General features: G+C 53.8%; 12 protein-coding genes. All 12 read right to left on the bottom strand.

Annotation, left to right across the window (positions count from 1 at the left end; all coding sequences use genetic code 11):
• Positions 1-49 precede the first annotated feature (49 nt).
• Genes RAE21_RS11185 through epsE form a run of 12 tightly spaced genes read right to left on the bottom strand, consistent with a single transcriptional unit; the run spans position 50 to position 13,373 of the window.
• Positions 50-1,336 carry an endo-1,4-beta-xylanase gene (locus RAE21_RS11185; protein ID WP_313881437.1) on the bottom strand — a complete coding sequence of 429 codons (1,287 nt, stop codon included), beginning with the start codon at positions 1,334-1,336 and terminating at the stop codon, positions 50-52.
• 14 nt (positions 1,337-1,350) lie between these two features.
• On the bottom strand, positions 1,351-2,751 hold the full coding sequence (locus RAE21_RS11180; protein ID WP_313881436.1) for an O-antigen ligase family protein: 1,401 nt from the start codon (positions 2,749-2,751) through the stop codon (positions 1,351-1,353).
• 6 nt (positions 2,752-2,757) lie between these two features.
• Positions 2,758-4,026, bottom strand: a complete 1,269-nt coding sequence (locus tag RAE21_RS11175; RefSeq protein WP_313881435.1) for a glycosyltransferase family 4 protein — start codon at positions 4,024-4,026, stop codon at positions 2,758-2,760.
• Entirely contained in the window at positions 4,023-5,114 is a 1,092-nt protein-coding gene (locus tag RAE21_RS11170) for a hypothetical protein (RefSeq protein WP_313881434.1), read from the bottom strand. Before RAE21_RS11170 ends, RAE21_RS11175 begins: the two co-directional genes overlap by 4 nt.
• Positions 5,111-6,616 carry a lipopolysaccharide biosynthesis protein gene (locus RAE21_RS11165; RefSeq protein ID WP_313881433.1) on the bottom strand — a complete coding sequence of 502 codons (1,506 nt, stop codon included), beginning with the start codon at positions 6,614-6,616 and terminating at the stop codon, positions 5,111-5,113. The genes RAE21_RS11170 and RAE21_RS11165 overlap by 4 nt, the downstream gene beginning before the upstream one ends.
• A gap of 9 nt (positions 6,617-6,625) precedes the next feature.
• Entirely contained in the window at positions 6,626-7,612 is a 987-nt protein-coding gene (locus RAE21_RS11160) for a GDP-L-fucose synthase family protein (protein ID WP_313881432.1), read from the bottom strand.
• A gap of 11 nt (positions 7,613-7,623) precedes the next feature.
• Positions 7,624-8,739, bottom strand: a complete 1,116-nt coding sequence (gmd, locus tag RAE21_RS11155) for a GDP-mannose 4,6-dehydratase (RefSeq protein WP_313881431.1) — start codon at positions 8,737-8,739, stop codon at positions 7,624-7,626.
• 9 nt (positions 8,740-8,748) lie between these two features.
• Positions 8,749-9,426 (bottom strand): exosortase-associated protein EpsI, B-type, encoded by a 678-nt coding sequence (gene epsI / locus RAE21_RS11150; RefSeq protein WP_313881430.1) that lies wholly within the window; start codon positions 9,424-9,426, stop codon positions 8,749-8,751.
• Positions 9,423-10,319, bottom strand: a complete 897-nt coding sequence (gene xrtB / locus RAE21_RS11145; protein ID WP_313881429.1) for an exosortase B — start codon at positions 10,317-10,319, stop codon at positions 9,423-9,425. Before xrtB ends, epsI begins: the two co-directional genes overlap by 4 nt.
• Positions 10,320-10,327: 8 nt before the next feature.
• The gene (epsG, locus tag RAE21_RS11140; RefSeq protein WP_313881428.1) at positions 10,328-11,179 is read right to left on the bottom strand and encodes a chain length determinant protein tyrosine kinase EpsG; all 852 of its coding nucleotides are present in this window, start codon (positions 11,177-11,179) and stop codon (positions 10,328-10,330) included.
• Positions 11,179-12,552 carry a chain length determinant protein EpsF gene (gene epsF, locus RAE21_RS11135; RefSeq protein WP_313881427.1) on the bottom strand — a complete coding sequence of 458 codons (1,374 nt, stop codon included), beginning with the start codon at positions 12,550-12,552 and terminating at the stop codon, positions 11,179-11,181. Before epsF ends, epsG begins: the two co-directional genes overlap by 1 nt.
• 17 nt (positions 12,553-12,569) lie before the next feature.
• Positions 12,570-13,373 (bottom strand): polysaccharide export protein EpsE, encoded by an 804-nt coding sequence (gene epsE, locus RAE21_RS11130; protein ID WP_313881426.1) that lies wholly within the window; start codon positions 13,371-13,373, stop codon positions 12,570-12,572.
• Between the last annotated feature and the right edge of the window lie 19 nt (positions 13,374-13,392).

Raw genomic sequence — 13,392 nt, 5'->3', positions numbered from 1 at the left:
GTTGATGGGGGAAATGCCAATTCGACAATAAATATGGAATCCGAGAACGCTATTTGCCCCACGCACCTTGACTCGATATCACTAAAATAGGCATACCGTCTAGTGCAACTCGTGACTTCTGTTTTGCATTCGTGGCGCTTCCATCTAAGGCTTCAATTCGGAGCGCATTCCAACTCGGTGGAATGTCCCATTGGCGCTCCATCCCGGTATTCCACACAATGCGTGCCGTAAGATCTCCTCGGATCAATTCACAAATCCAGATGGATTTATCTTCGATGCCGCATCTCGGTAATGAAGCGCCCCGCAACCATCTGACAGTTCCTAAATAGGCAACTCCAACTTGATTGATGTCTTTACCCTTTCCTTCGGTAAGTGCCATTCCGGGGATGTCCCAAGAGTACCAGTAGAACCTATCGAGTCCACTCGCAGCACCTAAAATAAGTGAGCGCGATGTGTATGCTGCAGCTGTTTTTTGGGGCAAGACTTCTGCAAAAACTTCATACCCATATGGGGTTATTTTTTTGTCACTACTTTCAAATAGGAAGCCAGACTCAGTATTCCAAATTTCTGTGTTCTTCAATCCGAATCGATTAACAGTTCTTCGCAACTCAGCAACTACTTCAGGTATGGTTTCAGGTGGGGTTGTATAAATGTGGTAACCAATGATATCGCTGACTTCGCCTCCGCCCGCAGCAAGCCATGCATTTAGTCTCTTGATGCCATGTAAACCAGAGTCTGCCGAAGGGGATATTAACTTTGCGTTCGGGTCAACTTCTGACAAAACTCGCTTAGCGATTTTTCCCATTTCAACCATTTGCCTCGCAGATCCCGTAAATCCAGCCATTGGGCGATAGGGATCAACTTCTAAAAATCGAGGCTCATTCCATAATTCGTAGTATTTGATGCGCCCTTTGTATCTGAGTGCAACTGTGCGGATGTAATTCTCCCAATCATTCAAGTCGCGAGGTTCAGCTGAAGCGCCCGGACCATTTGGAACTATCTCATTTGGCCTCGCAGACGCCCACTTTGGTGTTTGGCCGAGCGTCAAAATCACTTCCATATTACGAAAATTGGCTCTATAAACCGCATTGTCTAGATTATTGAACTGCCACTGGCCTTTTATAGGCTCCAGACCTCGCCACTCAGTCTCGGGTGTGATTACGCGCCAAGTGCTGAAGTGTGGCTTTGGCCAATTTGTTGTTGTTGCTCCATATCGAATATGCATTCCAAAATAACTATCGGGGATCGGACGGGTGCTATGTGGGTTTTCAATGTTTTGCTGTGCTAGGCCGCTATTGCAAATCAGAAAAATGTAAGCTACGGCAAGGATTCTCATATGATTAAATGCCTTTACTTAAGTGCATTTTTCTTTGATTCAAGAAGGCTTAGGCAGAGCACAAAAAAGGCGAAGTGCATGAAGAACATAACATCAATTGCGATGTGTCTGAATGGTGTTTCAGATACTCCACGAATTATGAAAGATCCAGCAAATGCCAGTGATGCTCCGTTGGTTTCTCTAAAAAACTTGAAGCCATAATTTAGCAAAACTACGCAGTAGATAAGTAGACCACTTAAACCGATCAGACCTGATTCGCCTAGTGTTTGAACTATTTGATTGTGTGCCATGCCTACAACAAGAGCGTATTGTGGTGCGTAGGTAAGCCTGTATTCCATACTCCAAAGGCTTGGACCATAGCCAAATATTATATTTTCACGCCATGATTGAAGTGTTATTGCCCAAATATTTGTTCGTCCAGTTAGAGTGCTGAGCGATTTAAAGGCCTGATTATCTAACCCTTGACCGATTTGGCTGCCATACTGGGTGATGAGTAATGCAACGCCGAACAGTATCGGAAGGGCTAAGAAAATAAACGTGACTAAACCAAGGCTGAGGACACCTGGATTTCTGTGTTTGCTATTCGATTTTATTCTCGCGAGCGACAGGATCGCTAAGCTGAATATTGTGCACCCAATAGCTGTCTTTGATTGTGTAAGTAGAAGCATCAAGAGTGCAAATATGGTCGCGGCATAGTCGTAGTAGCGCCTCTCTCGTCTATTTGCGAAGTCGAGCGTGAGATAGCCTAATGCCGCAATTGCAAGTGTGTTGGAATGTGAAAAGATGCCATTCACACGAAAGTCGAATTTGGGAATTAATGTCAATGCAGTGCTCGTGGTTAGACTTGGTGCCACTGCCACTGCGATTCCGCTTAGTAAAAGATATGCTATGAATACATATCTAAATTTGTTTGAGTACCATTGCCAGTTTTCTGTTGGTCGTTTGAGATACGCCAGTGTGATGATCAACGGTGCAAAAACAAGAAATTGAGAAAAGGATGGCTTAGTGCCGGCAAAGGCGCTGATAAAAATTGGCAGAGCCATACCGCAAAAAGCAAGAAATATGGGTGTTCCAGGATTTTTTTGTTGAGAACGGAATCTGAGGTGTAACGCGATGTGTGCCAATGCGAAAGTTAGTATCAGATAGGTTATTCCTTTAGCCCCCCATTCAGATATAAAGCTTATGTATCCTGGAGGTGTCCATCCTACTGACGACAGGCTTTCTTCAGTGCTGCCCCTAGTTGCGCGAAGATCGGTTAAAACTGGAATAATACCTAAGAGTGTTATTAACCAAGTCCAGAAGAACTCTTGGCTGCGATTTTTTGTTATTCGAAAAATAACTGCTATTGATGCAGTAAATACGAATGCTATGAAAAATGCTATAAATATAGCTGATGTTGGGAGTAAGTATTGCATAGTATTTTAGATAGTCTGTTTTCTATCTAATTGCAGGCTTACTGTATTGTTGCTCAATGCCGAGGCATAGGCTTTTGTATATCCGTCGACTATCACTGATGTGGTGAATCTGTCTGATGCATTGGCAATGCTTTTTTTCGCAAGTTCCTTATAGTTCTCAGGGTCAATAGCAATCATTAGTGCTCGATAGATATCATTTTCATCTTTGATATCGCAGAGAACGCCACAGTTATTGAGTACCCATGGTACTGCGCCACTTTCCTCTCCACCCACTACGGGACACCCCATTGCCATAGCCTCTGCGAGTGCCATACCAAATGATTCTTCGAGTGATGTATGTAATAGGAGGTCATGCTTTGCCAACGAATGAAGTAACTGTTTATGTGGTACCGCACCGTGGAATTTCATGTTTTTCTCTATCCCCTTTGCCTTGCACCATTTTTCGGCAATCTGCCCCGCTCCAAAGTCATTGCCATATAAGTGTAGGGAAGCGGCCGGGACGCGTCCAAGTAACTTATTAAATGCAACTAACCCGGGTTCCGGGTTTTTCCAAGCGGTCCAGCCATTACAGATCATTGCAATGGCAGGTCTATTGTCTATATCTCTGATTGCCGAAAGCTCAATTGCAAGGTCATCAACGGGATTCGATACCACTTGGATGGGCGTTTTGGTCATTCCCTGAACTTCATCCCGCATATAGGGTGAAACAGCCGTGACCAGTTTTGCTGACTTAAAGGTTTTGCGGGCCATCAGAACCCTTAACCAGCGATAGAGGCTATGCGTTGGGCGACTTCTGCTGTTTAGCTTTGCAATAGTAAGCGGGGAGTCATGGCAAGTAATGACGTGTGGTAGGCCGGTGTCTATTGCTGCGAGAGCGAACTCATAGACCCAGTGAGCGTGCAAAACTTCGGGCTTGCGCTCCAATATCGCGCGCTTGAGTCCTTGTATCTCGAATCTGAAGAAGTCCATGATTCGGCCTGGTAACCAGCCGTTAGGCCGCCATGCTTTGGGTCGCATCGGCACGTAGTGCAGCGAAAACCGGTTATCCGCACCTATAGCTGTGACTGCTGCGTCGGTCTTTAGTGGGAGGTCGTTAGTGAGTGTGAATGCGCTCACCGTATGACCGCGAGCCAGTAACTCAGTAATCAGTGTTGCGAGCAAGGGCCCACCAGCGTAGCCCTTAGGAAGGCGTGTGATGTCTCCGTCTAATAGGTGCTTGATATCTGCCGTAGCAATGGGGCCAACCAATCCGATGTGCATATGCGATGTGCTCATGTTGTAGATATGGCTTGCTGCTCAGGGCATATTGAGGTGACACCGTACTGGATGAGGTCGCGCTGTTGCAAGAGGCGTTCTTTGTTTGCGATTAAGTCGCTGGTAAGGTGCTTAGGGAGGTTGCCCAGCATGTCAACCGCCATCCCACGACCTTGCAGTAGCCGTTCTCCAGCTTCTCTCAATGCCTGCTGTGTAGGACTGGTCTTCTTTATTTGTTCGGGCTCATGCCCCCAGATGGAATAGAAGCCTTGCGGATGCTTTTGTAAATTTGGTTCAAACCAGAGGTACGGCGCTTTGGATAGATAGGCAGCTGTGGCACTGAAAGACGATACCGAGCAAACTAACAAGTCTGTATCGGCCAAGGCGAGGAGGTCAGAGCAATCAGAATCAGGCAGATCTGATGTGGTGACGGCGCTCAGGCCCTGCAACAGGGGGGCGAGTTGCTCACCAGTGCCGTCTGAAACGATCAGAAATTGCACCCTATCGCCCAGCTCGCGTACAAGGCTGGTCGCTATGTTGCGGTACCACTGCAGTGGCAAAGCGAGGTTGAACTTGCCTTGGTAGGCTGATAGCTCGGTGGGCACAGCACCAAAATCGCCCAGTCTGACATGCATCCCAACTGTAATTTTTGTAGGGTCGAGTCGGCGCTGAACGGCCAATAGATTTTTGGCAGCAAAGCGGCTTTGGTACAAGGTGCTGTAAACAAAGTCGCGCGCTTTTGCTATGTGTCTGAAGCCGCCCCACATCCCGTCAGTAATCAACACATAGGGGCCACGGTTGTGTAGTTTGTGTTCTTCAGCAAAGGGGGCAAAGGCATTCACAAAATCGCCACCGCCGTGGCGCAAAAAATCGGCCTCCGTATAGCGCACCACAGGCAACAATTTTTCGATAGCGCGGTTCACGACAAAGTCATATCGTGGAGTGCCAAAGTGACGCCAATAGCGGCGAGTGTTCATGCCAAACGCTGGCGACAGGCATTGGGCTCCAAGCATTTGTGCCGCCAAAAATGAACGTGCCCAAGGAATGAGTTCATTGCCGAGTCCAGCACCACGGCCTTGAACCCGTGACAAGCAAAAGCGTATCGTCATGGTGCGGGTGCTTTCAGCGAGATGATTTGACACGCGACACGGGCCACTTTGGATTCAGCGCGGCGGTTTATCAACATGGTGCAGAGTTCAGTACCCATAAAGAAGCGGGGAGCAAGTCGCAAAATAGTTAAGCAAGCGATGGCGTGCAAAGCGCCTTGGACTGCATTGAGCAGCAAGGGGTTTGATAGGTTCGGTGCAAGCCAGGTGGTAGCGAGCTCAATACAGATCACCATGGCAGTTAAAACAAGGCCACCGGTAATCGCTTGAAGGGTTTGTCGATTGGCGAGTCCAATTCGTTTACCCAATACGCGATAAACCAACAAAAACCTGAAGAGGTAGACACAGGGTATGAGCCAGATCGCTGCAGCAAGTGGTTGACCAGCAAGCAGCAGCAGCCCCGTGAGAAGAACTAATGCTGTAAAAAGTTGTACCTTGAATTCACTTGCAGCTGCACCTACTGCCCAAAGAGTAGGTCCTGTGACCGACAGCAACACATACGAAGGCAGCGCGACGCAAAAAGCGGCAAACAGCACACCTGCTTGCCCCCATTGGTCGCCGTAGAGTGTGTGTATGACAAAGTCTGCCTTGAGTGCCAGCACTGCCGCTAATGGAAACGTCACCAAACTGACCAAAGACAACACCGCACTGAAGCCCCGACGCAAACGCTCGTGATCGTCTTGCACACGTGATGCCGACGATAAAACGACCGATTGGAAGGACGACACCAATAAGGTGACAGGCACTCGTGAGAGGTTGGATGCTGCCGAGTAAGCCCCTAGTGCCGCTATGCCCCACTGCCGGCCAATGAGGAAGCGGTCTAGGTTGTCGATAGCCCAATTGGCAAGGTTGGTCCCCAGCACACTGAAGCCGAATTTACGCAGTTCGGCATCACCTTCAAGGCGAGGCACAAGGGTATGTCGCACTACCCAGTAGCCTGCAATAAGAGAGATGAGTGTTTGAACCAGGAACCCTATGACGAGACTCCATACGCCTGCGCCCTGCTGAGCCAAAACCACGGCGACCACGCCAAAGCCAACAACGTAGGCGATGAGCTGGATGATTTGGTTGCGTTTCATATCCAAGTTGCGGCGCATCAACGAAGTACTGATGTTGGACAGCGCTTGCAGCACGATGATGGGGCCGCACACTAGGAGTGGAAACAACAGCGCAGAGTCCCCCAAGGCTTTTGCTAGCCATGGAGATAGACCCATGATCGCTGCCCCGGTAACAACCGATAGCAGCAGCACCCAGCCAAGCGCGTAGCCAACATCGTTGTCGTCGATGTCTTTCTTTTGAACTAAGGCTGCTCCAAAACCGCTGTCAGCGAATAGCCACCCGAACCCAATCACCACCAGAACGGCGGCGTATTGACCAAACACTGACGGCCCAAGCATGCGGGCCAGCAGTATTTGAATGACGAGTTGAGCGGCTATTTTTCCGCCAGCTCCCAGGTAGCTCCAGAAAACGGCCTGAACACTGCGGCGCGCCAGGTCATGTTTCATGTGGTCTGGCTACTTGGTTTTTTCGGCCGACTGGAAGTCTTGGTAGGCAACCTGTAAACCTGCTTGCAGCTTGGTGGGTGCTTGCCATCCCATGCTGTGCAGGCGGGCAACATCCATCAACTTGCGTGGTGTTCCATCAGGCTTGCTAATGTCGAAGGTAATACCGCCCGTAAAACCAACAGTGGCGCTCACGGTCTGTGCCAGTTCGCTGATGCTCACATCGTGACCCACGCCAATGTTGATCAGCGGTGGCTCGAACTTGCCTGTTTTTGATTCGTCGCTACCCAGCAAGCTTTCATACTTGTCATCCGGCAGGTTCATCAAGAACACACAAGCGTCCGCCATGTCATCGCTGTACAAAAACTCGCGCTTAGGTGTGCCTGTGCCCCACACGGTCACGGTGCTGGCGCCACTCATTTTTGCTTCATGAAACTTGCGGATCAGCGCCGGGATCACGTGGCTGTTTTCGGGGTGGTAGTTGTCGCCCGGGCCATAGAGGTTGGTGGGCATGGCGGCCAAATACTTGGTGCCGTACTGGCGGTTGTAGCTCCAGCACATTTCCACGCCGGCGATTTTGGCCAGGGCGTAGGGGCGGTTGGTGGGCTCCAAGGGGCCGGTCAGCAAGTGCTCTTCGCGCATGGGCTGGGGGGCCAGCTTGGGGTAAATGCAGCTGGAGCCCAAAAACAACAAGCGCTTGACCTGGTTCACATAAGCCGCGTGGATGATATTGCTTTGAATCAGCAAGTTATCGCGGATGAACTCGGCTGGGTAGGTGTTGTTGGCCACAATACCGCCCACTTTGGCTGCTGCCAAAAACACGTAGTCCGGCCTCTCAGTCTCAAAGAAAGCGGCGGTGGCGATCTGGTTGGTCAGGTCCAGCTCCGCGTGGGTGCGCAGCAGCAAGTTGGTGTAACCAGCAGCCTGCAGGTTGCGCACAATCGCCGAGCCCACCAGTCCACGGTGGCCCGCCACATAGATTTTTGCATTCTTGTCCATGGCGCAGTGGCTTACTCGTGGTGGTCGTAGGTTTGGAAGCCGGCCAGCTTGACCAGCGCATCGCGCTTGGCAGCCGTAAAGTCGGCTTGCACCATTTCAGCCACCAGTTCTTGCAAGCTGGTCGTGGGCACCCAGCCCAACTTCTCTTTGGCCTTGGTGGGGTCGCCCAACAGGGTTTCCACTTCAGTGGGGCGGTAGTAGCGCGGGTCTACCTTCACAATCACGTCGCCCACTTTGCACTTGGCTTCCGTGCCGGTAATAGCCACTACGGTGCCGATTTCGTTTTCAGCTTCGCCGCTCCAGGCCAACTGAATGCCTAGCTCGGCCGCTGCAAACTCCACAAACTGGCGCACGCTGTACTGCACGCCGGTGGCGATCACAAAGTCTTCCGCCTTGTCTTGCTGCAGCATCAGCCACTGCATTTCGACATAGTCGCGGGCGTGGCCCCAATCGCGCAGGGCGCTCATATTGCCCAAGTACAAGCAGTCTTGCAGGCCCAGCGCAATGCGGCTGATGGCGCGAGTGATCTTGCGGGTTACAAATGTTTCGCCACGTAGCGGGCTTTCGTGGTTAAACAAGATGCCGTTGCAGGCATACATGCCATAGGCCTCCCGATAGTTCACCGTGATCCAGTAGGCATACATTTTGGCTACTGCATAGGGGCTGCGGGGGTAGAAGGGCGTGGTTTCCTTTTGGGGGATTTCTTGAACCAGGCCATACAGCTCAGAGGTGGACGCTTGGTAAAAGCGTGTTTTCTTTTCCAGGCCCAGGATGCGGATGGCTTCCAGAATACGCAGGGTGCCCATGCCGTCCGCGTCTGCGGTGTATTCGGGGGATTCAAACGACACCGCCACATGGCTCATGGCGCCCAAGTTGTAAATTTCGTCCGGCTGCACCTGCTGGATGATGCGAATCAAGTTGCTGCTGTCGGTCAGGTCGCCGTAGTGCAGTGTGAAGTTGCGTGCCGAGACATGGGGGTCTTGGTACAGGTGGTCGATACGGTCGGTGTTAAAGCTCGATGCCCGGCGCTTGATGCCATGCACCTCATAGCCTTTTTTGAGCAAAAGCTCAGCTAAATAAGAACCGTCTTGGCCGGTTACGCCGGTGATGAGTGCTACTTTTTTCATAGTGTTTGCTTACAAAAGGCCCGATAAAAATTGACGTTGTGGGGGTTGGATGGCGTCCAGCAGGTCGCTGATGAATTGCGCTTGCAATTCATAGGCCAAGGGTGGGTTGCCGGAAATACTGGAGACTCGAAAAATCAAGCCGTCCGGAATTTGACCATGGAATCCGTAGCGCAATTGCTCCAGCTTGCGTGCGGTACCACCTTGCACCGCTTTGTTTCCGATAGTGGACCAATAGGTGAGGGGCTCTTTGCGCTGGCCCAGCTCGGTTTGCAAGCGCCGCACCGGTATGTCGCCATATTTGGTGCTCAGCACACTGTTGGCGCTGCCGCTTAACTTGAAGCCTTGGGCGGGGTAGCACACATCGGGGTAGTGCAGTGCGAGGCCATCGCTTTGGTTTTCACCATAGGCGATTGACAGCATGATGGCGCCACCATCCGCATTGACATAGGTGCGGGTCAGGATTTGGGAATACAGGCTCTCTAGCAGTGCGGTTTGCTGTGGGTTGACCACTTGACCCGCAGACTGCTGCAGTTGCCGCCATGGCCCGAAGGTGGCGGGCACGATGGCCTCCAGCTTGGGGTTGCCACGGTTTTGCGCCATCAGCTCAGTGGGCTTGCTGGCGTGTGCAATCCAGGCTGCACACACCATGAGCGCGAGCATCAACAGGCTCTTGAATTGCAGTTTCATGCCATACCCTTTGCTGCTACTTTGCGCTGGCTTTTGAACTGCTCAAAGGTGACCAGTAACCCGTCAAACCCAATGATCAGCAACAAGGCACTTAAAAACAAAACCATGCCGGCGAAGCCGTGCAAAAAGCCTTGTCCGGCCTCGTCGCCAAAGTGGTAGGTGATCAAGCTGAGTGCCATCACGCGAATCACGTTGGCGGTGAACGAAATCGGCACGATCAATATTGCAAGGCCCACGTTACGAAACAATGAATCGCGGCGCACCAAGTTCAGGTACAGCAGGCCCAAGGCCTCTAGGGTCAGCAGCGTGTGCAGGCCCGCGCAGGCGTCTGCCACCAGCAACATGTATTGCCCGATTTGCAAAATCACACCACTGCGGCCGATGGGGTAGCCGACCCAAAACAGCACATGCTCAGCTACATAAGACACGGCCATCTTCATGGGCATGGTCACGGTGTCGACTACAGCGCCGGGCAAGGGCACCATAAACAACATAAAAAACAGCGCAAACCACTGTGCCTTCAGCGCCTTGGGGCCAAAGTTGAGCAGGGCTAGCGCAATCAGCAGCCAGATGACCGAGCCGACTTCAAGAATCAAAATGTCTTGCGAGCGGCCCAGCGCATAGAGCAGCAGCCCGAATACAAACACCGGCCAACCCCAAGCGCTGGGTTGCTCGCCGCGGCTGGCCTCCAGCATTGCGGGCCAGTTGCGGTAAATGAGCCAACATGAAATGCCCAGCACGATGGGCCCGTGCATTTGCTCGTCTTTCGCCCAGATGCCGGTAAACAAGTCGTACAAGCTAGGCAAGTACAGCACCGACAGCCCTAGCATGACGGGTAGCCAGGCCAGTAGCTGTGCAGGTAGCGCGGGTTTGCCAGTGTGAATGTGGTTCATGGTGGAGCTCATGCGTCGTTGAGCACCGAGCCCACCAGCGCAACACCGCTGTCTTGCAAGCGGCGGGCCAGTTGGGTGGCGCGGGGCACCAGGCTCACATGCTGGCGGGCCACCAGCAGGGCGGCGCCGGCGCGGGCGGCGGTGATTTCAGCGTCGGCAAAGTCGCTGCCAGCGGGGGTGTCGATGATGATCACATCAAACTGCTGGCTGGCTGCGCGCAGCAAGTCGCCAAAGGCCGGGCGGCCCAGCAGCTCTTGCGGGTTGGGTGGGGTAGCGCCTGCAGGCAGCACCGCCAAGCCCGGCAGGCCGGGGATGAGTTGTGCGGACTCCAGGCCCGCGCGGTTAGCCAATATGGCAGACAAGCCCGCGCTCTTGCCCAGCTTGAACAGGGCTTGTTGCCCGCGCTCGGGCTTGGAGCGCATGTCGGCATCAATCAACAATGTGCGCTCGCCTTGCTGGGCAAACACAATCGCCAGGTTGGCTGCCACGAAGCTGCGGCCCTCGCCATTGCCGGGGCTCACGATGGCCATGACTTTGCGGGCGGGGTCGGTGTTAAACCAGCGCAGCATGAGCTGGCTGCGCACGGCGCGCAGGTTTTCGCCCACGCGGCTGAAGGGCTTGTAGGCGGCTACCAGCTCGGGGCTGACGCTTTGGTCTTGGTCGCTGAGGTACGAGTAGTCAAACTGCTTGCTGAGTGCAAAGTCGATGTCGTCTTTGCTCAGCACCTTCAGGGCGAGGGCTGCCTCGCCGAATTGCACCTGGTCTTTGCGCTGGCGCTCGACGATGCGGGCCGCGTCTTCCACCGTTAGGCGGCCGGTGGCAACCAGAATGTCGCCGATGGTCTTTGTGCTGTTATTCATTAGCGGACTCCCAAGGCGGTGCGTTTAAACATGCCTGATGCCGAGCTGATGGCGCCCAGCACAGGCAGCTCCAGAGCCTCGACCAGGTCGTCGGTAGAGCGGACTCGGCGATTCATCAACTCCAGCAGAAGTGCCAGGCCAACGCCTAACAACGTGCCCAAAAACACCGATACCAGCACGTTGATAAATACACGAGGCTTCGATGGTGCTGGTGGCGCGCTCGCAGGGTTTAGCACCGCTATATTGGTTTGGTTGGTTTGACTCTCGATATTGGTTTGCGAAGCGCGTTGGCTCACGATCTCGAAAGCGCGCTGGGCGGATTCGATGTCGCGGCGCAGCACATTGAGCTCGTCGCGCTGTTTGTTGAGCTCCAGCACGCGGGCTTTTTGGGCCGCCAGGGCGCCTTGCAGCTGGGCCTCGCGCTGCTTGCCGACCTGGTAGGTGGTGTCGATAGAGGCAGTGATTTTGCGGGTCTCTGCGTCCAGCTGGGCTTTCAGGGTGGCGAGCTCGGCCTCGCTGCGCTGGATTTGCGGGTGGTTTTTGCCGAGGTTGCCGCTGGTTTCGGTGATCTTGGCTTCCAGGCGGGCAATGTCGGCTTTCAGGCCGTTGATCAGCGGGCTTTGCATGACTTCGGCTACGGTGTCGGCTTTGCTGTTTTGGCGTTTGCTTTGGCTGTCAGTCGTCATGGCCTGCACGCCGGTGAGCTGGCTGCTGGTCTCATTGAGTTTGGCGGTTTCAAAGTCCATGCGCTCGTCGGCAGAGGTAATGCCGTTGGCCTGCTGGTAGTCAGACAGGGCTTGTTGCGCTGCCTCGAGGCGGCCGCGGGCGGTTTTGGTTTGCTCTTCAAAAAACGCAGCAAACTGGCGGGCCGGCGCGACACGCAAGTCAAGGTTCACATCCATATACGCCTGGGCGAATGCGTTGGCAATGGCTGCTGCAAACTCAGGGTCTGCGCCGGTGTAGTTGATGTTGATGACGTTGCTCTCGCGGCTGGGCTTGACGTCCAAGCTTTTTTGCAACGCAGTAGCCAGCCAGTCGCGCAGCAAGCCTTTGCCTTGGGTGGCTTCTTGCCACTGGGCTTGCACCGCGGGGCTGCTCTCCATGCGCAGGTTTTTCACCACGGCCTGGGCAACGCGGTCGCTGTTGATGATGTCCACCTGAGTGGCCATGTAACCGGGTGCCATCATGCCTTGCAGCATGAGGCCGCTAACCGGGTCGGGCGAGCGCACGTCGAGCACCACAGCAGCACTGGCGGTGTATTGCTTGGCCATAAGCAGGCTCACGGCCACAGTGGTGGCCACGGTGAGCGCAAAGGCGAGCAGGGCGATCATCCAGCGGGCCCGCAGGATGAGCAGAAATTGTTGGAGTGTCATGGTCAGTGGGGCCCGGTTTAGAAGATGCTTTCTTTGACGTAGAGCACGTCATTTGCTTGCACAGCGTCGGTCAGCTGGGGCTCGATTTGTTGCACGCTGCCATTGGGCAGTTTGCGGTGAAGGCGAAGGCGCTTTTCAGAGCCACGGGCGTTGGGTCCACCGCCTTGGGCTAGGGCCTGCATGATGGTCATGTCACGCTCAATGCGGAACGAGCCGGGGCGCTGCACTTCACCATAGATAAAGAACACCGGTGCGCGGTGCACATAAATGGTGTCGCCGCCCTGCAGCAGCAGGTTGTCTTGGGTCTTGTTGCCCAAGAAGATGTTGGGGATATCAATCTCTTTGCGGAAGGGCTTGCCATCGCGCACGCCACTCACTACCACCACATCGTCGCCACCGGCAGTAGCCCCACCAGCGTTGGCCAGCATGTCGCTCAGGCGGGTGTTAACGGTTTCCAGCGGAAAGCGGCCGGGCCGTGCCACTTGGCCCAGCACAGACACCTGGTTACCGCGGATCTGGATGAGTGCAATGTTGACCTGCGGCTTTTGAATAAAGCCGCCGTTTTGCAGGGCGTCGGCAATTTTCTTTTCAGCCGCGGCGACCGACAGGCCACCTAAGGGAACAGCGCCGATCAGCGGGTAGGTGATAACGCCGCTCTCAGACACGCGGGTCTCGATGGTCAGGTCAGGGTTTTGGAACACTTGCACCCGGATGGTGTCGCCCGCGCCCAAGGGGTAGTCGGCTTTGCCGTCTTGCGCGTGGGCCGTGAGAGCACCCAAGGCCAGCAGGCCGGCGTTCAGGAGTTGTAAAAGCTTGTTCATGGTGGGGGAAACCTCGGGT

It is taken from the genome of Rhodoferax potami (assembly GCF_032193765.1).
In the GTDB taxonomy this organism is placed as follows: domain Bacteria; phylum Pseudomonadota; class Gammaproteobacteria; order Burkholderiales; family Burkholderiaceae_C; genus Allorhodoferax; species Allorhodoferax potami.
The sequence above is the reverse complement of the archived record's forward strand: the minus strand, read 5'-3'. Positions and strand labels throughout refer to the sequence as shown.

Coding starts and splice junctions, on each gene's coding strand:
- RAE21_RS11185 (WP_313881437.1), bottom strand. CDS start 1,336: ATGAGAATCCTTGCCGTAGCTTACATTTTTCTGATTTGCAATAGCGGC.
- RAE21_RS11180 (WP_313881436.1), bottom strand. CDS start 2,751: ATGCAATACTTACTCCCAACATCAGCTATATTTATAGCATTTTTCATA.
- RAE21_RS11175 (WP_313881435.1), bottom strand. CDS start 4,026: ATGAGCACATCGCATATGCACATCGGATTGGTTGGCCCCATTGCTACG.
- RAE21_RS11170 (WP_313881434.1), bottom strand. CDS start 5,114: ATGACGATACGCTTTTGCTTGTCACGGGTTCAAGGCCGTGGTGCTGGA.
- RAE21_RS11165 (WP_313881433.1), bottom strand. CDS start 6,616: ATGAAACATGACCTGGCGCGCCGCAGTGTTCAGGCCGTTTTCTGGAGC.
- RAE21_RS11160 (WP_313881432.1), bottom strand. CDS start 7,612: ATGGACAAGAATGCAAAAATCTATGTGGCGGGCCACCGTGGACTGGTG.
- gmd (WP_313881431.1), bottom strand. CDS start 8,739: ATGAAAAAAGTAGCACTCATCACCGGCGTAACCGGCCAAGACGGTTCT.
- epsI (WP_313881430.1), bottom strand. CDS start 9,426: ATGAAACTGCAATTCAAGAGCCTGTTGATGCTCGCGCTCATGGTGTGT.
- xrtB (WP_313881429.1), bottom strand. CDS start 10,319: ATGAACCACATTCACACTGGCAAACCCGCGCTACCTGCACAGCTACTG.
- epsG (WP_313881428.1), bottom strand. CDS start 11,179: ATGAATAACAGCACAAAGACCATCGGCGACATTCTGGTTGCCACCGGC.
- epsF (WP_313881427.1), bottom strand. CDS start 12,552: ATGACACTCCAACAATTTCTGCTCATCCTGCGGGCCCGCTGGATGATC.
- epsE (WP_313881426.1), bottom strand. CDS start 13,373: ATGAACAAGCTTTTACAACTCCTGAACGCCGGCCTGCTGGCCTTGGGT.